The following is a 24167-nucleotide window of genomic DNA, read 5'->3' as shown; positions in this document are numbered from 1 at the left end:
GGTTTTTTCTTTTAAGCAATAAAATATATTTGTATCAAATAATCATATGTGTTATATTCAAGGTGCACATTCTATTTTATCTTCTTTTAAAGGAGGGAATGCTATGCGAAAAAAGAAAAAATCTTCGTTTGAAAGTTCAATTCATGTTTATCGTGCTATGGCTCGTATGACCCAGCAAGATTTGGCCAATCGAGTCGGTGTCTCTCGACAAACAATTATTCAACTGGAACGAAACAAGTACAATCCTTCATTACTTCTTGCGCATGACATCGCGAACGTCTTTGGCGTAACCATTGATGATGTGTTCACCTTCAAAGAAACACTGAATGACGATGTAGAACAAGAAGCCTGAACAGTATAAGCTGTACTTAACAAGACAATTTTTCTGATTGTACTTGGAGTTGCCGAGGTACAACTTAGTACCGGCAATACGAAGAAAGCCCTTCTTCGTATTGTTGTTTCAATAATTAATCTTTGCTTACATAAAAAAGAACGGCGCAACCGTGGTTGCGCCGTTCTTTTTATTCTAAGATTGTCTACTAAGCACTTTTGTCCTAGTAGCGTTTTGGTTTCTAACTTTATTATTTACAGGGGAAGAAAAAATAAAGCACACCTTTACTGTGATTCCAAAAATCACGTGTTTATCATAATATATTTTTGTTTCAATCCCAAGTATTCTGCTCACAAAGTGTCGCTTATTTAATAAACATTGCATCGCCAAAACTAAAGAAACGATATTTTTCCTCAATAGCATGTTGGTAAGCAGCCAATGTTAAGTCTTTTCCTGCAAAAGCACTCACAAGCATCACTAACGTAGATTTTGGTAAATGGAAGTTCGTTGAAAAAGCCTCTACGACTTTAAATTGATACCCTGGTGTGATAAAAATATCGGTCCAGCCACTGTCAGCCTGAATTTCACCATTAAATTTTGTGCCAATTGTTTCCAACGTACGAATAGAAGTTGTTCCAACCGCAACAATCCGACCGCCTGCTTGGCGTACTTCATTTAATTGCTTAGCCGCTTCTTCAGTTAAACGATAGAATTCGCTATGCATATGATGTTCTTCTATATTATCAACGCTCACGGGACGGAATGTTCCTAAACCGACATGTAAAGTTAAATAAACGAGATGAACACCTTTTGCTTTGATCTCTTCTAATAGTTCTTTTGTAAAATGCAAACCCGCTGTTGGTGCTGCAGCTGAACCATTTTCTTCAGCATAAACCGTTTGATAACGATCTGGGTCATCTAGACGTTCTTTGATATATGGCGGCAATGGCATTTCTCCTAACGATTCTAAAATTTCTAAGAAAATACCATCATATTTAAATTCAATGATTCGACCACCATGTTCCAACTCTTCTTTAACCACCGCTTTTAGGCGACCATCGCCAAATTGAATTTCCGTGCCGACTTTTGCACGTTTCGCGGGTTTAATCAAGGTTTCCCATGTATCGCCTTCTGTATTTGTTAAAAGTAAAACTTCCAAATGACCGCCTGTTTCAGGTTTTTCTCCATATAAACGGGCCGGCAGTACCCGTGTATTATTCATGACTAATGCATCCCCAGGCTGTAATTCATCAAGAATATCATGGAAATGTTTATCCTCCATGTCCCCTGTTTCTTTATTTACAACTAATAATCGTGAACTAGCGCGATCTTTTAGTGGGGTTTGAGCAATTAATTCTTCTGGTAAATCAAAATCAAAATCTTCTGTACTTAGCATTTCCGTCACTCTTTCTACTAGTTTTTATCTTGGTTATTCTAACACTTTTTCTTGTTTCTGGCTATGTCAGCCTTCTGAATCAAACTAAATAGTTGTCAAAAAATGTCAGAAGCACTATACTTACTTTAAGTAAGTATACATAGTTATTTAGAGGAGGAACTCAAAATGCATGCTCAATTTCATCATGTTTCACTATTAGCGCGTCATGGTCAAGAAAACCAATCATTCTATACAAAATTGTTAGGCTTACGTTTTGTCAAAAATACCGTAAATCAAGACAACAATCGCATGCCTCATTATTTTTATGGCGATTATCAAGGCACGCCGGGAAGCTTAGTAACTTTTTTTATCGTGCCCTTATTAGGCAACCGCTATGAAGAAAAAAATTATTTAGCCACGATTGGCTTAAAAATTCCCCAAAACAGCCTTTCCTTTTGGGAACAACGTTTAACAGAAAACAAAATTCCATTTAACAAAAAAGAAAAGAGCCTACATTTCAGTGATCCAGATGATACGCATATTATCCTGACAGAAGTTCCTGAAAATCCATTAAAAGAAACACTCGTTGTTTCTAACGACATTCCAGCAGCGGTTCAAATTATCGGTTTGGCCTCTACTGAATTTCATGTGCCAGATTCTGAAAAAACCTTGGCCTTTTTTGAAACATTTCTTGGTTGGCAAGCAGTTGGCAATACGATTATTTTAAGTGAGACGGAAAGCTTTTCTGTTCATCAAACAACGTCGGATAAAACAAGCCGAATGGGGCGTGGCAGTATGGATCATATTGCTTTTTCTGTGGCTGATGATGAAGCATTACAAGAACTACACACGCGCGCTTTAGCACAAGGCTGGGAAATTGAAATGTATGTAAGTCGTGGATATTTTAAAAGTTTATACATTCGTGAACCAGGCGGGAATCGGGTTGAATTTGCTACTTTGACTCCTGGTTTTACATTGGATGAGCCTCTGGAACATTTAGGGGAAACGTTGGCTTTACCGCCTTTTTTAGAACCAAAACGGACTGCAATTGAAGCCAACCTCTACAAAGACATGTAACCAACGCTTTAGAAAACAACGGAAGACGGACGTAATAATCGGTGACAAAATTACGTCCGTCTCTCTTCCCCTATGTTTGAATGTTTGAACAAGAGAATAAAAAATGACCTTCAGATTTTTCTAAACGTCATTGCACATTCCATAAAAAGCATCCTTCGTTCTTCCACTTCTTACTTCTTAAAAAAACTGGTAATTTTTTCAAAAATTCAGTAAAATAAAAGTGATCAATGGTTTCCATTGATTGAACGGGCAACTTGATGGTCCACTTGCACAGGTGACTATTCAAGGCTTCGTGATTTAGTTGCCGCTAAATCATGAAGCGCCTTTTTTTATTTTATTCCCTTGTTCTCTTTCCATTCTAATGAAAAACTCAGCTCCCGTCAACTTGCTATAAAGGACACTTTTCTTTGTTATAGCGGCTTTTTCCCCTTCTCAGAATACTCTTTTTAACATCTTGTTTCGTTCAGACAACTTTTACTAAACAATAGTTGTCTTTTCTTTTTTTTAGAACGAATTAAAAAAATTTTACCGCCTTCTTTTTCCCATTAAAAATAGATTACATTTGTCGAAATCGCATTTTTATAGCATACTAGTAATAAGATACATTTTCAAAATATTTAGTTGAGGTGAGTAAGTTGATAGAATTTCAGCATGTATCAAAATTTTATAAAGGCGGAAAAGTCGCCGTTGATGACATTAATTTGTCTTTCGATAAAGGTGAATTTATCTGCTTCATCGGAACAAGTGGTAGTGGAAAAACAACATCAATGCGGATGCTTAACCGCATGACCGACCCTTCAAAAGGAAAAATTTTAATTGATGGCCAAGATATTCAAAAAATCAATCCTGTAGAGCTACGTCGCCAAATTGGCTATGTCATTCAAAATATCGGCTTGATGCCTCACATGACCATTCGTGAAAATATCGTTTTAGTGCCTAAATTATTAAAAGTACCTGTAGAAGAACGCAATAAGATAGCCGAAAAAATGATTGATTTGGTTGAGTTACCACGAGAAATGTTAGACCGCTATCCCAATGAACTTTCTGGGGGACAACAACAAAGAATCGGCGTTGTGCGGGCTTTAGCTGCCAATCAAGATATTATTCTAATGGATGAACCTTTTGGTGCTTTAGATCCTATCACCCGTGATTCATTACAAGATTTAGTGAAAGATTTGCAAGAACGTTTAGGAAAAACTATTATCTTTGTTACTCATGATATGGATGAAGCGTTGAAATTAGCAAATAAAATTGCCATTATGAGCGAAGGCAAAGTAATTCAATTTGACACACCAGATAATATCTTACGTCATCCAGCCAATGAATTTGTAGAAGAACTCATCGGAGAAGATCGCTTATTACAAGCCAAACCTGATTTCACCACTGTTGATGAAGTCATGTTAAATTCAGCTATTACTATCACGCCGGAAAAATCTTTACAAGAAGCGATTAAATTGATGCGTGAAAAACGGGTTGATACCTTATTAGTTGTTGATAATTCCCATGTGCTTAAAGGCTTTATCGATGTTGAAACATTAGATCAGCAACGGGGCAAAGCTTCTAGTGTTGGTGATATCTTGAATAAAGATGTCTTCTTTGTTCAAAAAACCGCTCTTTTACGTGATGCTTTACAAAGAATCTTAAAACGCGGCTTAAAATATGTGCCAGTCGTTGATGAACAAAAACGAGTGGTGGGCATCTTAACACGTGCTTCCCTTGTTGACATTGTTTATGATGTTATCTGGGGCGATGAAACAACGATTAGTGAAGCTGTAGAAGCAAAACAAAGCGAGTCCGAAACTGATAAAGAGGAGGCGTAAGCAATGAGTAGCTTCTTTCAAGAATATGGATCAGAAATGATTTCAAAAAGTATTGAACATATTTATATTTCATTCTTTGCACTTTTATTAGGGGTCGCTATCGCTGTGCCCGTTGGCGTTTGGTTAACACGTTTGCCCAAAGTAGCCAATATTGTCATTGGTTTAACAAGTGCCTTACAAACGGTTCCTTCGTTGGCTTTATTAGCTTTGATGATTCCAATTTTTGGTGTCGGCAAAACACCCGCTATTATCGCGCTATTCATCTATTCCCTTCTACCTATTTTAAGAAACACGTATATCGGAATGAAAAATGTCGATGAGAATTACCGAGATGTTGCTAAAGGCATGGGCATGACCAATTTACAGTCTATTTTTAGTGTTGAATTACCCATTGCCATGCCAACAATTATGGCCGGCATTCGTTTAGCTGCTGTCTATGTCATTGCTTGGGCTACACTGGCTTCTTATATTGGTGCAGGTGGTCTTGGTGACATGATTTTCAGTGGATTAAATAACTATCAGCCAGAATTAATCTTTGGCGGGACTATTCCAGTAACTATTTTAGCGCTTTTAGCAGATGTTCTTCTTGGATTATTAGAAAATCGTTTAACGCCAAAAGCTTTAAGGGAGGGCGAATAATGATGAAAAAGAAACTCAAGTTAAGCTTACTCTTCTTAAGCAGTTTACTTTTATTGGCAGGTTGTTCTTTACCTGGTCTCGCTTCAACTTCTGATGATAACACTGTTGCCATTACAGGTGGGATTACTTCAGAAGCGCAAATTTTAGGGAGCATTGTAGCGGATATGGTTGAGCACTACACAGATAAAAAAACAAATGTGATTAACAACTTAGCCACTACGACCATCAATCACCAAGCAATGTTAAACGGAGATGCTTCAATTTCTGCAGCTCGTTATACTGGTACTGACGTGACTACTACGCTTGGCTTACCAGCGGAAAAAGACCCTAAAAAAGCGTTCAATCTAGTTCAATCAGAATTTGAAAAACGTTATCAACAAACTTGGTTCCCTTCATATGGTTTTGAAAATACTTATGTATTCTTAGTTACAAAAGAAACGGCTGAGAAATACAATTTAAAAACAGTCAGTGATTTAGGGAAAGTCGCAGACAAATTAGTTGCTGGTGTCGATACTGCGTGGATCACACGTGAAGGCGACGGTTATGAAGGCTTTAAAAAGGAATACAACTTCCAATTTAAATCTATTTTACCAATGCAAATTGGCTTGGTGTACGATGCAGTCAACGCTGGAAAAATGGACGTTATCTTAGGTTACTCAACAGATGGCCGGATTGGTAGTTACGATTTAGTCATGTTAAAAGATGACAAGCGCTTCTTCCCGCCTTATGATGCCGCTCCTGTGGTTAGTGACAAATTATTAAAAGAAACGCCGGAAATTAAAGATGTATTAAATCGCTTAGATGGTAAAATTTCTACCAAAAAAATGCAAGAATTGAACTATCAAGCAGATAATGATTTAATTGAACCTGCGGTCGTAGCCGAACGTTTCTTAAAAGAAAATAACTATTTTGAGGGGGAGTAACAGATGAATAATATGAATTTATTCCAACAATTTATCTACTATTTCCAACAAAATGGCGGCTACGTCTTTCAACAATTTTTACGTCACTTTTTAATTTCGATTTATGGCGTAATCTTTGCTGCAATTGTCGGGATTCCTATCGGGATTATGATTTCACGTAAACGTAGCTTAGCCAACTGGATTATCCGTTTAGCGAACATTATCCAAACAGTACCAGCTTTGGCAATGCTTTCGATTTTAATGTTGGGGATGGGCTTAGGTGTCAACACGGTGGTTGTAACAGTCTTCCTTTATTCTCTCCTACCAATTATCAAGAATACGTACACTGGCATGATTCAAGTGGATCGCAATATTTTAGATGTTGGTAAAGGAATGGGTATGACAAAAGTACAACTTCTTTATATGGTCGAGTTACCTTTATCTGTTTCAGTAATCATGGCAGGTATTCGAAATGCGTTAGTCGTCGCAATCGGGATTACTGCAATTGGTGCTTTCGTTGGTGCTGGTGGTTTAGGGGATATTATTATTCGTGGAACCAATGCCACAGATGGTGCTTCTATCATTTTAGTCGGTGCCTTACCAACGGCCTTTATGGCGATTATCACAGATTGGGTTCTAGGGATTATTGAACGGCGTTTAGACCCAGCTAGCAAACATTCCAATTAATAAAAAATGCAGAGCAGATCCAACATTGTTTCTTTTCAATGGGATCTGTTCTTTTATCTAGGAGATTAATAATGTCTAACTATACTATTATCGATTTAAACCAACAACCACACTTAATTCCGTCAGCTGCTCAATGGTTTAGCCAAAAGTGGCAAATCCCCGCTGAAGCGTATCAAGCAAGTATGCAGGAAATGCTAACTAGCGAAAACCACGTACCTCATTGGTGGGTCTGCTTGAATAAACAGCAGGACATCGTTGCAGGCGTGGGCGTAATTGATAATGACTTCCACAATCGTGCAGACCTTACGCCAAACCTTTGTGCATTGTATGTCGAACCAACATTTCGTCACCAAGGCTTAGCAGGAATTCTTTTAACAACAGTTGGTGATTTTCTTGCTAATTCTGGATTTAAAAAGCTTTATCTGCTTACAGACCATACTACTTTTTATGAAAGATATGACTGGGAATTTTTGACAATGGTAACCACCGAAGAGCAGTCTTGCGCTAGAATTTATCAAAAACAATTACGTCAATAAAAAAATCTGCCATCAAAAGATGGCAGACTTTTTTTTATTTTTTCAAGTGATAACTATAGGTAGCCACAATAATATTTTCCCGCCACGCTAAACGAATCCGCAAGCGTAAACTTGTTTGGTTATGCAAAATATTTTGCCAACGTTTATTCGGTACAAATTGTGGTACTAAAACCGTTGTACTGTAGTTATGCTTCGTGGCATTTTTACTAACCAAATCAACATAACGTAAGATAGGGTTTTGCAGTGAACGATACGAAGAATGGACAATTGATAGACGAACGTCCGGGAAGTGTTTTTTAAACTCTTCCTGAATTTCTTTTTCCTTCTCAACGTTTTCATCCATTGAGACATGCATGGCAACAACATAATCACCAATGGAACGCGCATAGTTCAAGGCGCCGACATTTGCTTTGGTTACGTTCCCTACTAAAACAATAACTGTATTCCCGTCAAACTCATGCAACTGTGCCCCATCTTCTAAACGTAGCTGTTCCGCCACATTTTTATAGTGAGTATTGACCCGATAAAATGCATAAATCAACACTGGCATAATAATAAAGAACGGCCAGATGTCCCCTAATCGATAAATAAACAAAATGGCGATAATCGCGAAAGAGATAAAGGCGCCGACAATGTTAGCAATTGATTTTGGCAACCAATTTTTAGTTTCTTTTCGCCATTTTACAACCATGCCCGATTGAGACAAAGCAAACGGAATAAATACACCAATTGAATACAATGGGATTAAACGTTCTGTGGAACCTTGGAAAATCAATAATAAAACAATCGAACCAGCAGCTAAAGTTAAAATACCATTTGAATAGCCTAAACGGTCGCCACGATCCATATACATATGCGGCATAAACTTATCTTTGGCTAAGTTATAAGCCAACACTGGAAAGGCTGAGAATCCTGTGTTAGCGGCAACCGCTAAAATTAAGGCTGTCGCAAACTGTAATAAATAATATAAAATATTTTGACCAAAGACCGCTTTCCCAATTTGTGAAAGAACTGTCACTTCTTCTTTTGGTACAATCCCATACCAATAGTTAATAAATGTAATCCCCACGAAGAAGAACCCTAAAATCGTTGCCATTAACGCTAACGTCCCAGCAGCATTTTTTGCTCGTGGTTTCTTAAAGAATGGCACTGCATTACTGATTGCTTCGACCCCTGTTAAGGAAGAAGAACCAGATGAAAACGCCCGTAAAACTAAGGCAATAGAAATTCCTGGAACCACGGCTCCTGGTAAAGCTGTCGCATTCAATGGCTGTGCGCCAGTCACAATTTTAAATAGCCCAACAACAATCAGTAAGGTAATAATTGCGATAAAACTATACACTGGCAACATTAAGAACGAGGCAGATTCTCGCAGGCCTCTCAAGTTCATTAAGGTAATCAATATCACAATCCCAATAGAAATTGCTACTTGATGACCATATAACGCTGGAATCGCCGATATAATCGCCTCTGCGCCCGCTGAAACTGAAACGGCTACTGTTAGCATATAATCGACTAACAACGAACCACCAGCCAATAAACCGGCATTTCTGCCGAGGTTTTCACTACTAACAACGTATGCGCCGCCGCCATGCGGATACGCATGAATAATTTGTCGGTACGACAATGTTAAAGAAATAAGTAAAATAATAACAAATGCAGCAATTGGCAATGAATACCAAATCGCAGCCGCCGACAAAGTAACCAGAACCACCACTATTTGTTCTGTACCATACGCAATGGATGAAAGTGCATCAGAAGATAACAACGCAAGCGCTGCAAATCTGCTTAATTTATGTTCATCATTTTCGGCTGATTTCAATGGTTTCCCAATGAACAGTCGTTTTAAATCCGCCATTTTTTTCTACTCCTTTTCTCTAGAGTGACCCGCTCACTTTTTTCATTATTTTTTATCAAACAAATCCATATGCTACGCTTCTCACAATGAAAAGTCAATTGATTTTTGTTACTGAAAAAGATAAAAAAATCACCATCTTTTTTTAATCAGACACTCATTTACAGCCCCACCGCTTCCTTTATCTTATCAAGAGAATCCAGATAACAAAAGGATTTGCATTCTCTAAACAAAAAAGCGAGAGCTAAAAGTCTATTTGACCTTTTGGCTCTCGCTTAAAAACTTAGTTAATTATTCCCTTTTATTGTAACAAGTACGTATGATCGAAGGTAATTTCCACTTTATAACGACCAATTTTTTCATAAACTTGCCGTTGAATTTCCACACCCAGTTCAAATTCAGATAATTTTGATTCTGTAGGCAAAACCAAGTCGAACAAAATCTTCGGCTCTTCGCCATGGGTAACTAAGCGGATATCATGGACTTTTAAAGACGCGTCAAAAGAACGAATAATCTTTTTGATTGTTTGATGAACAAATTGTTGTGTTGGGTCATATAAATTCACTGGATCAATATGACAAACAAGATTAACATCCAACTCTTCTTTAAACTTCGCTTCAATCGCATCGATTGTCTGATGGGCCTTATTCAAATCCCAGCGATCATCAATTTCAATGTGAACAGACGCAAATGTTTGGCTGGGACCATAATTATGAATCAGTAAATCGTGATATCCTACGATTGTTTCCATTTTTGATAAGACATCTTTCATTTCATCAATTTCTGTTTGGCTCGGACGCATGCCCATCAACTCATTAATAAATTCGCGAATTAACTGCAAGCCACTATAAATAATATATGCAGCAATTAAAAAACCAATATATCCATCAATTCGCAAACCAGTGACGCCTTCAATAAATGCAGAAACCAAAACAGCTAATGTAGTATAAACATCATTGAAGCTGTCCTTAGCAGAAGCAACTAATGCTTGAGAATCAATTTTTGCTGATACTTTTTTGTAAAACAGCCCTTGCCAAATTTTAATCCCAATTGATAAAGCTAAAACAGCAAATAAAATGGGTGTCACCTTGATTGATTCTGGATGCAGGATGCGATCCACGGAGGTCGTTAGAAACTCAAACCCAATAAACGTAATCACTAATGATACAAGCATTCCACTAATATATTCAAAACGTTCATGGCCATAGGGATGTTCTTTATCCGCTGGCTTACCAGCAATATAAAAACCGACTAATGTTAAAACTGAAGAAATAGTATCGGACAAGCTATTAATGGCATCTGCCATGATTGAAACACTACCTGAAAGCAAGCCAATCATAAATTTACTAACGAATAAAAATAAATTAGAAACAAGCCCAATCCGCCCGGCAAAAGCACCGAATGCTGTTCGTTTTTCCAATTTACGACGTTCAATTTTTTTCTCGTATCGTTGAAGCAATGCTTGAATCATTTTACAACCCCTACCCACTTTTTATTTCTTAAAAAAATACTATAAAACCTTTTTATGTATTTGTACACAAAAAACCTCACTTTCTGAGGGAGATTTTATTATTTAGCATTGCCAAAAAGTCAAAAGCAAGAGCCCCCAAAACTTCTTTGTTAGGGTTGCCTTGAAAATAAAGAAAAATAAAAAGCCGAAAACGCTAGAGACGTTTTCAGCTTTTTGTTTTTTAATGGAATAAATGGCTCTTTTGCGCTAAAGCCGCAAATTTTTTCGATCTGTGTTCCAGATGTGGATAAAGAATTGCACCGCCAATACTAAAGACGACTGAAATCCCCACCATAATCCAAATGGCAAACCAAGCATTTGGCCAGTAAATGCCTCCTGCTGATTCCCTTAGCAAGTTCACGGCATGCGTAAACGGCAAGAACGGATTAATCATTTGGAAGAATTTACCTGAGACTTGAATTGGGTAGTTCCCACCCCCACCAGAGATGGATAGTACCAAGATTATTATCGCAATTCCTTTCCCTACATTGCCAAAGAGAGCAACAAGCACATAAACCATTATCATAAACGTAATGGCAATCAATACCGCAAACCAGACACTATACGCTGGATTACGAACATCTACGCCTAACGCAAAGTAATTACCTAAGGTTACAATCAGTGCTTGACCAATCCCCATGACAATGAAGGTAAACATCCGTGCTGAAAATTGTTCCCGTTTAGAAAAGCGTTTTTTATCTTTTCCTTCAAGATAAACATCTGTTGTCGCAACACTTGAGAATAACACAGCGCCAACCCACAAACACAAAGCTGTATAGAATGGGGTACTTGCCGAACCATTATTAGCAATCGGATAAACAGCATGTTCTTTGACTTCAACTGGTTGTGTAAAGAAGTCACTTTCTTTATTGGCATCTAATTTTAGTAATTTAAGAATTTCGCCTAAGTCAACTTCTTTTTCACCTTTACGGATTGCATTCGCTGCTTTGTGTAATCCTGTTTTGATATTTGGCCAATCATTAATAATCAGCTCGTTGGCTTTGTCTAAGGCCGCTTCAACATCTGGCATTTTCTCATTGACTGTTTTCAAGGTATTCGTTAAATCTTTTCGGATACCTGGATAGTCATTTTGCATAAAGGCTGCCGCTTTGCTGACTTTGTCTTGAATGACTGGTAAATCGTTTTTATACAAATCAGCACCACGATTAATGCCATTGACAATGGTTTCCATATTGCCATTCAACATCGTATTCGCATCATGAATTTCTTGTTTAATTGCCGGCATTTCGGCTTGATATTTTTCTAATAAAGAAATCGCATTAGTGACCGTTTGACTTGTTGAGCTCAATAACCCTTCAAAGTCAATTTGTTGCGCTTTGTTTAGTTGACCTTGAGCGTTTTGGATGGTAGCAATTAATTTACTTGTGACTGTATTAACAGTGTTACTAATTTCATCTGCTTTAATTGCTCCAGCTATCCCAGCAATTTTTTGCGCTGCTGCATCAATTTCGTCTAGCAATTTCTTTGCACTTTGTAAATCATTATTCTGTACATAGTTATTTAGTTCATTTAATCGATTACTAAAATCTCCTAATAAAGTACTTAAATTAGTAAGTTGACGAATAGTCTCATCTAAGTCATGATTACCGGCATTTTCTTGAATCTTTTGCATAAATTCTATAAGATTACTAATTGCTTGCTGTTGCCGTTGGATATTAGTTGTGAAATCTTGTACTACTTCATTAATATGTTGTTTTTTTTCTGGCGTTAACTGTCCATCATCTAACGCTTGACGAATAGTAGCGACTACGGAAGTTGTTGTTGTAGCAACTTGCTGGATAGATTTCAAAGTCACTTCAACGCTATTCGTAATGCTTGGTAACGCCTCTTGCAATTTATTAGCGCCATCTAATGTGACATTCCCTAAATCATTGGCTTGATCACCTAGTTTACGAATATCTGGTAACGCCGTTTGAACTTGTTGAATAATTTCTAATCCTTGTTTTGCTTCTTGGATTCCTTCGCTCATTGTTTGTTCCACAGAGGCAAAGTCTTCATCAATCATAGCAATTTGTCGGCCAGCGTTTTGAATTTCTGGAATTTTTTCTTGTAACGTCAAAATAACACTAGCTTGTTCTTTGATGCTTGGCATTTTGCCATTTAGCTCAACAATCTTCTCTCCTAAAGCATCAACTTCAGGTAAATATTTCATCGCATCGTTGGCTTTCGCTAATTTTTCTTTTAGCTCAGGCATCTTACCATGTAAGTCTGTGACTTGTTTTGCGTACGTATCAATGGTTCCAATGTTGGCATCTGTATCTAAAATCATGCTCTTAACTTTTTGAATGCTAACCATGTTTTTATCAATATCATAGCCAATATCATTGAATGTTTTGATTAACGTACTACTTGCCGTTTTAATGAATTCTTCCGAAATTTGTGACTGAATGGAAGAAGCGCCTTTTGACGTAATTTTCGGCGCAATTGCATTAATTTTTTCGTTAATTGAGTATTCAATTTTAGGTTTATTGATATCACCAGAAGTAAAACTTAGCAAATCCTTGGAAAAATCTTTAGGTAAATAAATCCCGGCAAAATATTTTCCTGATTGGACTCCTTTGTCTAATTCCTTTTTCGAATCAACAAAACGCCAACCTAATTGCTTGTTTTTCTTCAAGTTTTTCAAGACTTCATCACCAATATTGACCGATTTATCTTGAAAAGTTGCTGTTTGGTCATCACTATAGACCGCTATTGGTAACTCTCCTGTATTTGAATACGGATCCCATAGTGCTTTAATGTTAAACCATGCATATAATGATGGAATAATCATTAAGGCAACAATCAAAAATGTTGCTACTGGGTTTTTAAAAATTCTTTTCCAATCTAAAATAAATAGTTCCCATGTATTTTTTATATGTTTCATAAAATCACCTGCTTTTTTTTGTGCCTGAATAACTTTAGCATAAAATACAAGAGAATAACAAACAAAAGCTTGAATGTTACGACACATTTTTAAAATGTCGTAAGTTCAAGCTAAGTTTGTTTATTTCATATTTTTAGAAAATTCCGAAACGACTTGTTTAACTTCATCAATGGCTTCTGGTTTTAAATAAGCCAAAAGTTTTGGTGCTTTTGTCATCAAGTACATTTTATCTAATTTGCCTGTTTGTTGGCGTTCAAACATTTCTGCAAGTAGCGCTTGCATTTTTTCTTTTTTATCTTCTTTTGTTCGATCTAGTATGAACGTTAAGAATTGTTCTTGTCCTTCTTTCATTCCCTATCCCTCCTTACAAACAGATTCTTTTCTATTATAAAACTTCTTTTTTAGAAAGGATAGTCCTTTTTTTAGGATCTATGATTTTGTGTACAGACTTAGCATGTCTTTTTTGGCGGATAAAGGTAAGCCGAGTCCCTCTTTTAAATACCCCTCTACCGAACCAAATTCTTTTTCAATCGCCTGTAAAGCGGTCGCTAAGTACTCTTTTTTCACATAAAGCAGCGTTTCTAATTGTTGAATTTCTGCTGGAGGCGTTCCATTTGCTTGATATTGCGCAATAATCTGCTCGTTAGCGGCTTTTCTTTGCTCATTCGTCTTTAAATAATCTTCTAAAATATAAGAATGTTCCACACCTAAAGCACTTAATATCAAGGCTGCACCGATTCCTGTTCGATCTTTTCCTGCGAAACAATGAAATAAAATAGCTTCCTGTGGATAACTTAAAAAGTTTTCAAAAAATGTTTGGTAACCTTTGCGGCCCGAATTGGAAAGAACCATCTCTTTATAAGCCATGTCCATTGCTGCATCGGGTGAACCAACCGTTTTAAGCATTCCTTCTAATGAAGCAGTCTGCGCCTGAATATCGGCCAAAATATCTATATGTAAATAGTTGGTTCCTTGAATTGAATCATCTGGTCGTTCTTGCGTTTCTGCTGCACTTCTAAAATCATAGATTCGTTTAATTTGATAGTCCTCTACCAGTTTCTGTTGATCCTCTTGTGCAACATTAACGAGTTCCCCACTCCGAAAAAAATGCCCTGTCTTGACGGATGTGCCTTGTTTCGTTGGAAATCCTCCAATATCTCTAAAGTTCACTACGCTGTTCATGTTCTGTCGCTCCTTCATTTTAATTATTTTGTTGTCATTTAAATACTTTGTTTTTTCTTATTATTTCTTTTTCTTAATGATAATAAAAAACACCTCAAAAAACAATCTTTTTATCAGTTGTTTATTGCCATTTTATCATAGATACAGTATTCTTAAAAGAGAGGTGAGTAACGATGCTAAAACGAGATTTTTTAGAAAAGCCTTATGATTATATGAATGATATTTTATTGTTCCTATATAATAATAAAGGCCGAGCGACACGAAATGAATTAGTAGATTTTTTCAATATTAGTTTACCAACATTGAATGAATATCTTTCTTTTTTAGAGCAATTTTTGAAAGAAGAGCAACTTCAAGAAAACCTCACCTTAACTGTATTAGGTGACACTCTATATCTAAATAAAGCGCCTACCTTTTCCATGAAAGCAATGATCATGTTGTTCTTAGATAAATCTATTAAGTTTCACATGGTCCAGCAACTCTTCCATAAAAATGAAATAAATGGCGGGTATTTCCAACAGAATTATGCCATTAGCTCTGCTACCTATTATCGAAAAATTGTTGAATTAAATGACTTACTCAATGAGTTTAATTTACGTATCAAACGAGGAAAACTTGTCGGCGAAGAAAAACAAATTCGCTTTTTCTTTTTTAATTTTTTCTGGTTTATCTTTGAAGAAAAAACAGATTTAGAAAAAGAACTGGCCAATCAATACCTAGGATTAATCGAGATATTACAAGAAATCCCCAGAATTACCTTTGACCATACAGAAATTCTCCAAATTAAACTTTGGATGAAAATTTCTTTTCGTCGCATTGTTTTAGAACCCCTGCCAACGATTAGTCCACATGATGTCCAACTCGATCGACCTTTATTTGAAGAAATTAATTTATCTATACATACATATATGAAAAGAATCGACCGTCCATATACAATCAACGAAGCCTATATGTTTTATGACTTTTTTTGTTCCATGCATAACTATTCTGCGAATGCTGCTTTCGCCTTTCGTTTAGCAAAACAACAACGAATTGAAAAAACGTATCTTAACGAAATGAACCGGGTCATTTTAACGTACCTTAAAGCACGTGGTTATTTATCCCATTACGTGCTGCCTATTCGGCTACTTTATATTGAAAATTTACTTTTCCAATTACATGCGCAACTCTATTATTTTTCAGGATTTATTTTACCCTTTGATTATTGGACAATTCAGTCACTTTTGAAAGTCTTACGTCATCCTTTTAGCGAAAGTGAAGTTTACGAATTAGTGGAGATCGCTACAACGAACTTTGCCACAAAAGCCACTGCTTCTAAGTACCAAAATCAATTTACTGAAATTAATTATACACTTATTTTGAATCACATTGCTGAATTAAATGAAAAAAAAATAACGATTGGTGTTTATCACTCACTGAGCAGTGCCTATAGCGAGTTGGTAGCACAAAAAATACAACAGAGTATCGCTGGAAAATATCCGCTGAAAATTGAGCCTTACAACGCAGAAAACCATTATGATTTGCTTTTAATGAATACCAATAATGAACAGCTCGTTGCCCAGTATGACCATTACTATATTTTTTCAGATATTAGTAATCGTTACGACCTACAATCAATTGAAAAAATCATTCAATTGTTATTGGGCAAATAATCTCTAAAAAGAAAAGCTTAAGTGCCCTACTCTTAGATGGCAGACTTAAGCTTTTTATTTTACTTTCCCTATTTCCTTAAACGGCGCCATTTTAAACACCACGATTCCTTCAATCGCTTGTATCTCGACAAAGCCGAACGTACGACTATCACTTGAATGCGTACGATTGTCCCCTAAGACAAAGTAATGACCGGCTGGAATCTTCTGAAACAGGCGAAGTTGGGCTGCCGCTTCTTCTGATAAGTCAAAACGACTGGCATTCTCAGGCAGTGCCTCATTATCGCTTGCTATAGGTTCTTCTGAAAGATAAAGTTTTCCCTCGTTTACCCAAATTCGATCACCAGGAACCCCGATAATTCGCTTGACGTACGTACCTTTGCTAGCTAGCGGTGCTTTAAATGCAATCACATCGTACCTTGTTACTTGCTTCGTCCGTTGTACTAAGACTCGTTCTCCTGCGTTAAGTGTCGGCTTCATGGATTGCCCAGCAATTGGGTAGCTAGATGTCTTTAACACAAAAAAGAACACAAAAATGGCGAAAAGAATAGCTGGCATAAAAAATTTAACGACTTGGATGCGTTGTTTCTTTTGGTAGGCTTGCCGCTTTTTTTTAATCTCTTCAGCAGTCATTTTTCTTTGTGGTCCTCTTATTGATTGATGGTTATCTGTTTGCTCAAGCAAATATTCCGTTGCTTTGTTAGTCTTTTGCTTTTTTAGCTGATATGTCGCAGGCAACTTTTGCATCAAGAAGGCGCGCTTAATGTGGCGAATTGTTCGCATAACTGACTTTATCCATTCTTCCATCGTTTTCTTAAAAGGAAAAGCTCCTTAAATAAACTTTTCCTTTCTTTACTCCTTTTTTCTATTTGACTAATTGCGTTCCTTTTTTAATATAGCTACTACGTAACTGGTTTTCCTTCATAAACTGATTCAGTGGTTTCTGAGCATCTTGTGCCAGCTCCCAGATACTTTGATTTGCTTGTACAAGATATTCGCTCTTCTCTGTTACTATGTTTTTTCTGACAAGCGGTTGACTTAGCGACTGCTCTTCCTTTGAGACAGCAGCAGCCTGTAATCGTTCTGCAGAGCCACTTAGTGTAACAGCTAAAAAAGGGACCCCAAGACAATGTAGTTTCCTTGCTCCCATTAACTTTTTACTGACCATTTTATTAATAGTTATCTTGTTCAAGACGTGTCAGTTTAGTTAAGCGTTCCTCTAATTCGCGATAAATCTCAAGTACTTCTACTTTTGATGCTTCGACTTCATTCGAAATACTTTTCGCTCGGTTGCCAATATTTAACATTTCTAATTCTGCGGAATTGATTAGGTGTTTTGCTTCTACTTTTGCTTCATTAACAATCCGATTGGCTTCTTTTTTGGCAGAAACCATCACTTCGCCAATTTCTTGTTGCGATTTTAAAGCCTCTTCTTGTAATTGCTGATTTTTCATTAATAAATCGTTGATTTGCTGTTTTGCGCGTAGCAGTTCTGTTAACTGCTCACTACTCGGTTCAATATTTTTTGAAACGGCTTGTAGTGTCTTCAATTCTTTTTGAACTTGTTCTAAACTGTCTTCTTTGGCCTCTACTTCTTTTCTTAGAGCAGCTAATTCTCCTTCGTAAACTTGCTTTTCAGCAAGATGTTTGTCATTGACACCTTGTAGTCGACCTAGTTTTACTTCTGCTTCATTTTTTTGCTGTAAACTATTTTGAAGCTCATTCTTTAACTCCGCCATGCGTTGTTTCACAATCACTTCTTGTTGGGCAGCCTCTTGTAAGGTTTGTTTTTCAGCTTCTACTTTTTGTAATTGTACAGTTAGTTTTTCAATTTGTTCCTGCAATGCTTTTTGAGTCATTGTGCTTTCTTCTAATTCTGTCGTTAACGTTTCTACTTGCTTTTCCATTCCTTTAATATCTCCTTTTTTCTCCAACTTTCCTTTTTCTTCTGCTAACTGGTTGCGTAATGTTTGGATATGTTGTTGTTGTTCAGCCGATTCTTTTTCTAATTCTGCCACTTGCTGCGTTAATTCACTTTCTAAACGTTCCATTTGATTATGTACAGTGGTTAATTGTTTTTCTGCGTTTTGCAGATTTGTTTGAAGAGTAGTAGCCTCTGTCGTGGTTTCACTGTTCGTTTCCAGTTGCTCTTCCAATTCAAAAATTTCATGTTCCTTTTGATTTAGTGTTTCAAGTAATGCCTGATTTTTTTCTTCTAATGCTTGTTTTTCCGTTTCTTGTTGGTTCTTTAATTGCTCATTTTCTTCTTGAAGTTTTTTAAAGGCTGTTTCTTTTTTCTGATAGTAGGTGAGCCTTTCTCTTAACGTCGCCATTTCTTTTTCCTGTTGTTCCGGTTTGATTCCGCTAATTATTTTTTCTGGTTCGAATCCTGGCTGAAAAAAGACTTCTTTTTCAAGCGTATCATCCGAAATATCTTTAATTTTTTTAATTAAACGTCTTTTTGTCATATATATGTCCTTTCTCTCATCCTTTTAACTAATCACGACAGGCTCCAAATTTGTTTCCAACGTCTCACGAGCATACGTATCAATGGATTTGACAAGGGTTTGCTCTTGATCTCGATAAGTAAAATTAAAATCAATCATGGTGATTTCTTTGACTGAATTCAACGCTGCAATAAGTGCTACAATATTGTCTTGGCCTGTTTGAAATTCAGGGTAACTTAAGCCAACTGAAAAAACAGACAGTGTCAAGGTTTGTGTTTTTTCACTTCTAATTATTGTGATACTCGTCTCTCCGAGATAAGGACGCCATTCACGCGCTAATTGTAATTCATAATTCGTCAAGACAGCGGCCGATTCTGTCGAAACAGCTTGCTTCCAGGGAAACTGGTTTAAGGCTGTTTTTTTAATTGCTTGTTTTTTTATTTTGTCACCTTGAGTAGCTTGGCCCTGTGCCAAACGCTCGATCCGTTGTTCAATGCGGATATTTCGTTGATTTAATTGATAATATGTATAAACAATTCCTAACAATAATACGCTAAGTAGACAAACACTAAACAATAAATAAATCATTAAACGACTATTTTTCTGATACTTATAGAAATTTATTTTCCTCTTTAATGTCCGGTCCTCTGAATCCAGTTTTTCGACAAGTAATCGCAAATACAATTGATAGCTTACAAATAAAAATAAGCAACTACTCATTAAAAGTACAACAATCATCATACAAATATAATCTCCTTTATGTCATCGCTCGACAATCAAAACTTGTAAAATCACCTGTTACGCTCTTTAAAAACTCTATATAGTATTGATTGTAACATTCCATTTGAGCCTTGCCAACAACTTTATTTAAAATATGATGATAAAATTCTATATTTTATATTTATATTTTAATTTTTAAAATATAAAACAAAAAAAGAGAGATGCCACTTGGCCATCTCTCTCGCTTTTACTCAAACTATGTTTAGCGAACCGAACTAGATCAGTCACTTTTAAAAAAATCCAATTAGTCTTTGTTGATTTCATAGTAGCTATCGTTCTTTATGTAGCTGAATTTGCTTTTGCTGGGGCTGAATCGCTACTAAGTCCAACACTGATGCCTAAGGCACGATCAACTTCTTCCATAATATCAAGTCTCAAATGACAAACTTTTTCTTTCAAGCGGCCCTTATCGATTGTTCGAATCTGCTCTAAAAGAATCACTGAATCTTTTTCAATGCCTGTTTCATCAGAATTAATCCCGATATGTGTTGGCAATTTTGGCTTTGCCATTTTGGCTGTGATCGCCGCAACGATAATCGTTGGGCTAAAATGATTACCTAAGTTATTTTGGACAACAAGGACTGGTCTGACGCCACCTTGTTCCGAGCCCACTACTGGGGAAAGGTCTGCAAAATAAATATCTCCGCGTTTGACCATAGTGGAACCTCCTATCTAGTTATATTCTCTGGGGATTCTTTGTGAGAAAGTACATGCAACTTCATAATGAATGGTTTCTAATTTTTCGGCTACCATTTGTAACGTATTTTCTTCATTGCCATCTTTTCCAACTAATGTAACGACTGAGCCGACAGGAACTTCTTCTGCTAAACGAATCATACATTGATCCATACACACTCGTCCGACGATTTCGCAACGCTTACCATTCACGAGCACTGTAAATCCTTGGAGATGACGCAACCAGCCATCTGCATAGCCGATTGGTACTGTCCCAATCCATTCTTCAGCTTCAGTCACGTAGGTTTCGCCATAGCCAATCCCTTCGCCAGCCGCTAAGCGTTTTACATGGATAAGTTCACTGGTCAACCGTAAGGCCGGCTTTAACGCATAGCTTGGGGCCAGCTTATTACCTGAAGGGTTCAATCCATACATGGCTACTCCATAGCGAATCATGTTTCCTGGCACATCAGGATGCCATAACGCTGTCGCACTATTGCTAACATGGACATACCGAGGTAACTCTTCTAAAACTGCTAGAACAGCCTTAAAACGCCCTGATTGTTTTTCAAAATAGCTTGTATCGATTTCATCAGCTGTTGAAAAATGAGTAAAAATCCCTTCCCATAAAAATTCTTTGTGGGATTGAACAAACCGCACTGCTTGCTTAGTCTCTTCCGGGGTTAAAAAGCCAATCCGTCCCATGCCAGTATCGACTTTTAAGTGAACACGTAATGGCGTGTTACTCTCAGACGTTAGTTGTTGAAGAGCAGCTTCTAACCATTCTTGTGTAGCTACCGTTACAGACAAATCATATTGAATCAATAAAGGCACATAAGCTAAGTCTACCACACTCAAAATTAAAATGGGGTCCTGAACACCTGCTTCTCTCAATTCAATTGCTTCATCCAATAAGGCGACACAAAAACCTGTCGCGCCACCTTTTTTCGCCGCTTTGGCGGATTCTACGGCGCCATGCCCATAGCCGTTCGCTTTTACAACCGCAAATAAAGCGGTTCCTTCTGGCAAACGTTGACATTCCTTTTGGACATTTTCAGTAATTGCTTGCGTATCGATATGTAACCGTGTAGGACGATGCCATCCAACGACCATTGTACATCCTTCTTTCTTCGTTGCTTCTATTATTCGCTTTCTAAAACAATTTGTGCAATCGCCATAGTATCTGTGTGCGTAATCGAGACAAACACTTTACCATTATGGGGCGAGTTTGCTACGTATGGTGCACCTGTTTTTTCAGTCAGCACCTCAATATCTTGTAAACCAACTTTACCAATCCCTGTGCCCCATGCTTTAGAGAACGCTTCTTTACAAGCAAAACGACCAGCTAAAAATTCTATTTGACGTTTTGTAGATAACTTTTCAAAAAGGGTCAATTCGTTAGGTGTTAAAACCCGTTGAATAAATGATCCTTGTTTTTCAACAATCGGTTTTATCCGACTTAATTCTACTGCGTCAATACCAATTCCCTTTATCATTTTCCGCCTTACTTCCTATTTAATATAGTTACTCCGAATTACCTTTCATTTTAACAAAATTTCAAAATTTTTCCACTGATTCGCTAAAAAAATAAATAATGTTTTACAAGATCTCACACAAATTGAAGTACCATACGTTTTCTTCCTATTTACATTTTTATAAAATTTTTCTGAATTTTTATAAAAGTAAGACAACAACTAAGAAGTATCGGAAAAAATCAGGAAACTAAGCGGATGTTCTAATATTTTATAGCAAATTTTGGCTACTTATGGGAGAATAAACAGAAAAAGGAGAAAAATGTATGACTTTAACTTCTCGGCAAAAAAAGTTACTTCGTTGCGCCCTGTTTACTTTTACTTTGTTGCTCTACATATTTCCAATCTTCTTTAAAAATCCCAGCCTATTTTTTCTCTTGCAACTGGCTTGGATTCTAACCATTCATTTGCTACAACAAAAACTGAAACTCTTCAATCTAACTTCCCCGTTGAAAACTTGGATAATTTTGGCGTTTTTCTTTTTCTATATCATTTTGATGCCTTTTTTACTTTTTTTGAGTTTTTCTATTTAACGATTATCTACCAAAAAAGAGCGAGTGTTCCGTTCATAGACGGAACACTCGCTCTTTTGATTATTTAGCGTTTTCGCGAATGACGAAACCACGTTTTTTATCGTTATGACGTTTGCCGCCACGTTGATCTTTATTTTTGCGGTCGCTATTTTTGTAATTACGGTCGCCATCTTTATGGTTTTTGTTGCCACGATAGCTGCCACCTTTACCATTGCCACCACGGTTGCGATTACGGTTGTTACCACCGCCACCACCACGGCCATTTTTGTTAAAGCCTTTTTTATTTGAAGGCAATGGTCGTTCTGGGGTAATTTTTACAGGAACCGCATCTGCTGGATCTTTCGCTACTGTTTTTAATAATAACGCAGCTAAGTCTGTCGCTGAGTATTTTTCTAATAACGCTTCAGCAGATTCTAGATATTTGTCTAAACCATTTTCTTCTAGATCACTTTCGATGGTTTCAACAGCTGCACTTAATTGTCCTTTAAATGCTTCCTTTTCGGTTGGTGGACGTAATGGTGTCATCCGTTTTTTCGTTAGGTTTTCGATGACATGTAAGTAACCCATTTCGTTAGGTGTTACAAACGTCACAGACATACCGCCTTTACCAGCACGACCTGTCCGACCAATACGGTGAACATAACTTTCTGGATCTTGTGGAATATCGTAGTTATAGACATGGGTGACACCTGAAATATCTAACCCACGTGCTGCTACATCTGTTGCCACTAAGATATCTAAGTTACCATTTTTGAATGAACGTAAAACGCTCATCCGTTTTTGTTGTGATAGGTCGCCATGGATGCCTTCTGCTTTGTAACCACGCGCTTCTAACCCGCGTGCAAGTTCATCAACACGGCGTTTTGTCCGACCAAAGACAATGGTCAATTCTGGGGTTTGCACGTCTAGTAAACGTGTCATAATGTCAAATTTTTCAAAGTCTTTTGAACGTACATAATATTGATCAATTAAATCAGCCGTCATTTCTTTAGCTTTAATCTTCACATGTTCTGGTTGTTTCATGAATTTCACGCCAATATTCTTGATTGCTGGCGGCATAGTTGCTGAAAATAGAAGTGTTTGACGTTGTTCTGGCACTTGTGAGATGATTTTTTCAATGTCTTCCAAGAAGCCCATATTTAACATTTCATCTGCTTCGTCTAAAACTAATGTTTCAACAGTTTCTAATTTCAAGGTACGACGGTTAATATGGTCTAGTAAACGTCCTGGTGTACCTACAACGATATGTGGACGATCTTTTAGTCCACGAATTTGGCGACCGATATCAGCCCCACCGTAAACGGCTTGGACGCGAATCTTTTTATCGCGGCCTAAACGGAATAACTCTTCTTGTGTTTGGATAGCCAACTCACGGGTTGGTGCAATGACTAATCCTTGAATAACGCGGTTGTCTGCGTCAATTTTGTTAAGCATTGGTAAGCCAAAAGCAGCGGTTTTCCCTGTTCCTGTTTGTGCTTGTCCGATTACGTCTTTTCCTGCTAACGCTAACGGAATTGTTTCTGATTGAATAGGGGTTGCTTCCTCGAAGCCTGCGCGTTCTACCGCTGATAATAATTCTGGCGCTAAACCAAGTTCTTTAAATTTCAAATGATATCCTCCTAGATTTTGTTTCGGAAAGAACGATTTCTTCCTAGTTTCAGGTGTCTTCACTTTCAGTTGTTAAAAAGAAATCCATTATAGTGTGCCAACTATTTCTTCTTTCCTGATTTCACCGAAAAATTCACCTTAT

At 37.1% G+C, this 24167-nt stretch carries 22 protein-coding genes; 8 read left to right on the top strand and 14 right to left on the bottom strand.

The features are described from left to right. Positions 1 to 46: 46 nt before the first annotated feature. Positions 47 to 352, top strand: a complete 306-nt coding sequence (locus IGK54_RS03095) for a helix-turn-helix transcriptional regulator (protein ID WP_002355748.1) — start codon at positions 47 to 49, stop codon at positions 350 to 352. A gap of 343 nt (positions 353 to 695) precedes the next feature. Here the strand turns inward: IGK54_RS03095 and queA are convergent, their stop codons facing one another. Further along, a complete protein-coding gene (queA, locus tag IGK54_RS03090) occupies positions 696 to 1727 on the bottom strand; it encodes a tRNA preQ1(34) S-adenosylmethionine ribosyltransferase-isomerase QueA (protein ID WP_002355747.1) in 1032 nt (343 codons plus the stop codon). Positions 1728 to 1892: 165 nt separating this feature from the next. Between queA and IGK54_RS03085 the strand changes: the two genes are divergently transcribed. From IGK54_RS03085 to IGK54_RS03060, 6 genes are all read left to right on the top strand, one after another. Continuing rightward, complete coding sequence (locus tag IGK54_RS03085; RefSeq protein ID WP_002355746.1) at positions 1893 to 2783, top strand: ring-cleaving dioxygenase; 891 nt, start codon at positions 1893 to 1895, stop codon at positions 2781 to 2783. 626 nt (positions 2784 to 3409) lie between these two features. After that, complete coding sequence (locus IGK54_RS03080) at positions 3410 to 4603, top strand: betaine/proline/choline family ABC transporter ATP-binding protein (RefSeq protein ID WP_113848715.1); 1194 nt, start codon at positions 3410 to 3412, stop codon at positions 4601 to 4603. A 3-nt stretch (positions 4604 to 4606) separates the two neighbouring features. Next, entirely contained in the window at positions 4607 to 5242 is a 636-nt protein-coding gene (locus tag IGK54_RS03075) for an ABC transporter permease (RefSeq protein WP_002355744.1), read from the top strand. A 2-nt stretch (positions 5243 to 5244) separates the two neighbouring features. After that, positions 5245 to 6165 (top strand): osmoprotectant ABC transporter substrate-binding protein, encoded by a 921-nt coding sequence (locus tag IGK54_RS03070; RefSeq protein WP_002355743.1) that lies wholly within the window; start codon positions 5245 to 5247, stop codon positions 6163 to 6165. 3 nt (positions 6166 to 6168) lie between these two features. Then, on the top strand, positions 6169 to 6831 hold the full coding sequence (locus IGK54_RS03065; protein ID WP_002363261.1) for an ABC transporter permease: 663 nt from the start codon (positions 6169 to 6171) through the stop codon (positions 6829 to 6831). A gap of 71 nt (positions 6832 to 6902) precedes the next feature. Further along, entirely contained in the window at positions 6903 to 7367 is a 465-nt protein-coding gene (locus tag IGK54_RS03060; protein WP_002361333.1) for a GNAT family N-acetyltransferase, read from the top strand. A 34-nt stretch (positions 7368 to 7401) separates the two neighbouring features. Here IGK54_RS03060 and IGK54_RS03055 read toward each other — a convergent pair whose 3' ends face one another. The 5 genes from IGK54_RS03055 to IGK54_RS03035 form a co-directional block, all read right to left on the bottom strand. Then, positions 7402 to 9225: an APC family permease gene (locus IGK54_RS03055; protein ID WP_002379167.1), complete on the bottom strand. Its 1824-nt coding sequence runs from the start codon at positions 9223 to 9225 to the stop codon at positions 7402 to 7404. Between the two features lie 298 nt (positions 9226 to 9523). Further along, positions 9524 to 10693 (bottom strand): cation diffusion facilitator family transporter, encoded by a 1170-nt coding sequence (locus IGK54_RS03050; RefSeq protein ID WP_002390406.1) that lies wholly within the window; start codon positions 10691 to 10693, stop codon positions 9524 to 9526. Positions 10694 to 10913: 220 nt separating this feature from the next. After that, a complete protein-coding gene (locus IGK54_RS03045) occupies positions 10914 to 13619 on the bottom strand; it encodes a YhgE/Pip domain-containing protein (RefSeq protein ID WP_010709019.1) in 2706 nt (901 codons plus the stop codon). 120 nt (positions 13620 to 13739) lie between these two features. Beyond that, positions 13740 to 13970 (bottom strand): hypothetical protein, encoded by a 231-nt coding sequence (locus IGK54_RS03040; protein WP_002355737.1) that lies wholly within the window; start codon positions 13968 to 13970, stop codon positions 13740 to 13742. Between the two features lie 78 nt (positions 13971 to 14048). Further along, positions 14049 to 14801, bottom strand: coding sequence for a tyrosine-protein phosphatase (locus IGK54_RS03035; protein WP_025193856.1), 753 nt, complete (start codon positions 14799 to 14801; stop codon positions 14049 to 14051). Positions 14802 to 14974: 173 nt separating this feature from the next. Here IGK54_RS03035 and IGK54_RS03030 point away from each other — a divergent pair, with 173 nt between their 5' ends. Beyond that, positions 14975 to 16453, top strand: a complete 1479-nt coding sequence (locus IGK54_RS03030) for a helix-turn-helix domain-containing protein (RefSeq protein ID WP_010821481.1) — start codon at positions 14975 to 14977, stop codon at positions 16451 to 16453. Positions 16454 to 16507: 54 nt separating this feature from the next. Here IGK54_RS03030 and lepB read toward each other — a convergent pair whose 3' ends face one another. From lepB to cshA, 8 genes are all read right to left on the bottom strand, one after another. Beyond that, complete coding sequence (gene lepB / locus IGK54_RS03025; RefSeq protein WP_016633098.1) at positions 16508 to 17257, bottom strand: signal peptidase I; 750 nt, start codon at positions 17255 to 17257, stop codon at positions 16508 to 16510. 58 nt (positions 17258 to 17315) lie between these two features. Beyond that, positions 17316 to 17642, bottom strand: coding sequence for a hypothetical protein (locus tag IGK54_RS03020; protein ID WP_016633097.1), 327 nt, complete (start codon positions 17640 to 17642; stop codon positions 17316 to 17318). Further along, complete coding sequence (locus tag IGK54_RS03015) at positions 17623 to 18918, bottom strand: hypothetical protein (protein WP_016633096.1); 1296 nt, start codon at positions 18916 to 18918, stop codon at positions 17623 to 17625. The genes IGK54_RS03020 and IGK54_RS03015 overlap by 20 nt, the downstream gene beginning before the upstream one ends. Positions 18919 to 18942: 24 nt before the next feature. Next, positions 18943 to 19638, bottom strand: a complete 696-nt coding sequence (locus IGK54_RS03010; protein ID WP_016633095.1) for a hypothetical protein — start codon at positions 19636 to 19638, stop codon at positions 18943 to 18945. Positions 19639 to 19956: 318 nt separating this feature from the next. Continuing rightward, the gene (locus IGK54_RS03005; RefSeq protein ID WP_002355729.1) at positions 19957 to 20334 is read right to left on the bottom strand and encodes a type II toxin-antitoxin system PemK/MazF family toxin; all 378 of its coding nucleotides are present in this window, start codon (positions 20332 to 20334) and stop codon (positions 19957 to 19959) included. A gap of 15 nt (positions 20335 to 20349) precedes the next feature. Next, the gene (gene alr, locus IGK54_RS03000) at positions 20350 to 21465 is read right to left on the bottom strand and encodes an alanine racemase (protein WP_016633094.1); all 1116 of its coding nucleotides are present in this window, start codon (positions 21463 to 21465) and stop codon (positions 20350 to 20352) included. 29 nt (positions 21466 to 21494) lie between these two features. Next, entirely contained in the window at positions 21495 to 21848 is a 354-nt protein-coding gene (gene acpS / locus IGK54_RS02995) for a holo-ACP synthase (RefSeq protein ID WP_002355727.1), read from the bottom strand. Positions 21849 to 22477: 629 nt separating this feature from the next. Further along, a complete protein-coding gene (gene cshA, locus IGK54_RS02990; RefSeq protein WP_002355724.1) occupies positions 22478 to 24025 on the bottom strand; it encodes a degradosome RNA helicase CshA in 1548 nt (515 codons plus the stop codon). Positions 24026 to 24167: the final 142 nt, after the last annotated feature.

The sequence above is a fragment of the Enterococcus sp. DIV2384 genome, assembly GCF_050534975.1.
Taxonomy (GTDB): domain Bacteria; phylum Bacillota; class Bacilli; order Lactobacillales; family Enterococcaceae; genus Enterococcus; species Enterococcus faecalis.
Note: the sequence above shows the minus strand (reverse complement) of the source record. Positions and strands in the feature narration are given on the sequence as shown.

Excerpts from the sequence above, each read along its gene's own strand:
- IGK54_RS03010 (WP_016633095.1), bottom strand. The coding sequence starts at position 19,638 with ATGATGATTGTTGTACTTTTAATGAGTAGTTGCTTATTTTTATTTGTA.
- IGK54_RS03035 (WP_025193856.1), bottom strand. The coding sequence starts at position 14,801 with ATGAACAGCGTAGTGAACTTTAGAGATATTGGAGGATTTCCAACGAAA.
- IGK54_RS03045 (WP_010709019.1), bottom strand. The coding sequence starts at position 13,619 with ATGAAACATATAAAAAATACATGGGAACTATTTATTTTAGATTGGAAA.
- lepB (WP_016633098.1), bottom strand. The coding sequence starts at position 17,257 with ATGGAAGAATGGATAAAGTCAGTTATGCGAACAATTCGCCACATTAAG.
- IGK54_RS03015 (WP_016633096.1), bottom strand. The coding sequence starts at position 18,918 with ATGACAAAAAGACGTTTAATTAAAAAAATTAAAGATATTTCGGATGAT.
- IGK54_RS03075 (WP_002355744.1), top strand. The coding sequence starts at position 4,607 with ATGAGTAGCTTCTTTCAAGAATATGGATCAGAAATGATTTCAAAAAGT.
- IGK54_RS03040 (WP_002355737.1), bottom strand. The coding sequence starts at position 13,970 with ATGAAAGAAGGACAAGAACAATTCTTAACGTTCATACTAGATCGAACA.
- IGK54_RS03005 (WP_002355729.1), bottom strand. The coding sequence starts at position 20,334 with ATGGTCAAACGCGGAGATATTTATTTTGCAGACCTTTCCCCAGTAGTG.
- IGK54_RS03070 (WP_002355743.1), top strand. The coding sequence starts at position 5,245 with ATGAAAAAGAAACTCAAGTTAAGCTTACTCTTCTTAAGCAGTTTACTT.
- IGK54_RS03050 (WP_002390406.1), bottom strand. The coding sequence starts at position 10,693 with ATGATTCAAGCATTGCTTCAACGATACGAGAAAAAAATTGAACGTCGT.
- IGK54_RS03055 (WP_002379167.1), bottom strand. The coding sequence starts at position 9,225 with ATGGCGGATTTAAAACGACTGTTCATTGGGAAACCATTGAAATCAGCC.
- IGK54_RS03030 (WP_010821481.1), top strand. The coding sequence starts at position 14,975 with ATGCTAAAACGAGATTTTTTAGAAAAGCCTTATGATTATATGAATGAT.
- alr (WP_016633094.1), bottom strand. The coding sequence starts at position 21,465 with ATGGTCGTTGGATGGCATCGTCCTACACGGTTACATATCGATACGCAA.
- IGK54_RS03095 (WP_002355748.1), top strand. The coding sequence starts at position 47 with ATGTGTTATATTCAAGGTGCACATTCTATTTTATCTTCTTTTAAAGGA.
- IGK54_RS03085 (WP_002355746.1), top strand. The coding sequence starts at position 1,893 with ATGCATGCTCAATTTCATCATGTTTCACTATTAGCGCGTCATGGTCAA.
- IGK54_RS03065 (WP_002363261.1), top strand. The coding sequence starts at position 6,169 with ATGAATAATATGAATTTATTCCAACAATTTATCTACTATTTCCAACAA.
- IGK54_RS03060 (WP_002361333.1), top strand. The coding sequence starts at position 6,903 with ATGTCTAACTATACTATTATCGATTTAAACCAACAACCACACTTAATT.
- queA (WP_002355747.1), bottom strand. The coding sequence starts at position 1,727 with ATGCTAAGTACAGAAGATTTTGATTTTGATTTACCAGAAGAATTAATT.
- acpS (WP_002355727.1), bottom strand. The coding sequence starts at position 21,848 with ATGATAAAGGGAATTGGTATTGACGCAGTAGAATTAAGTCGGATAAAA.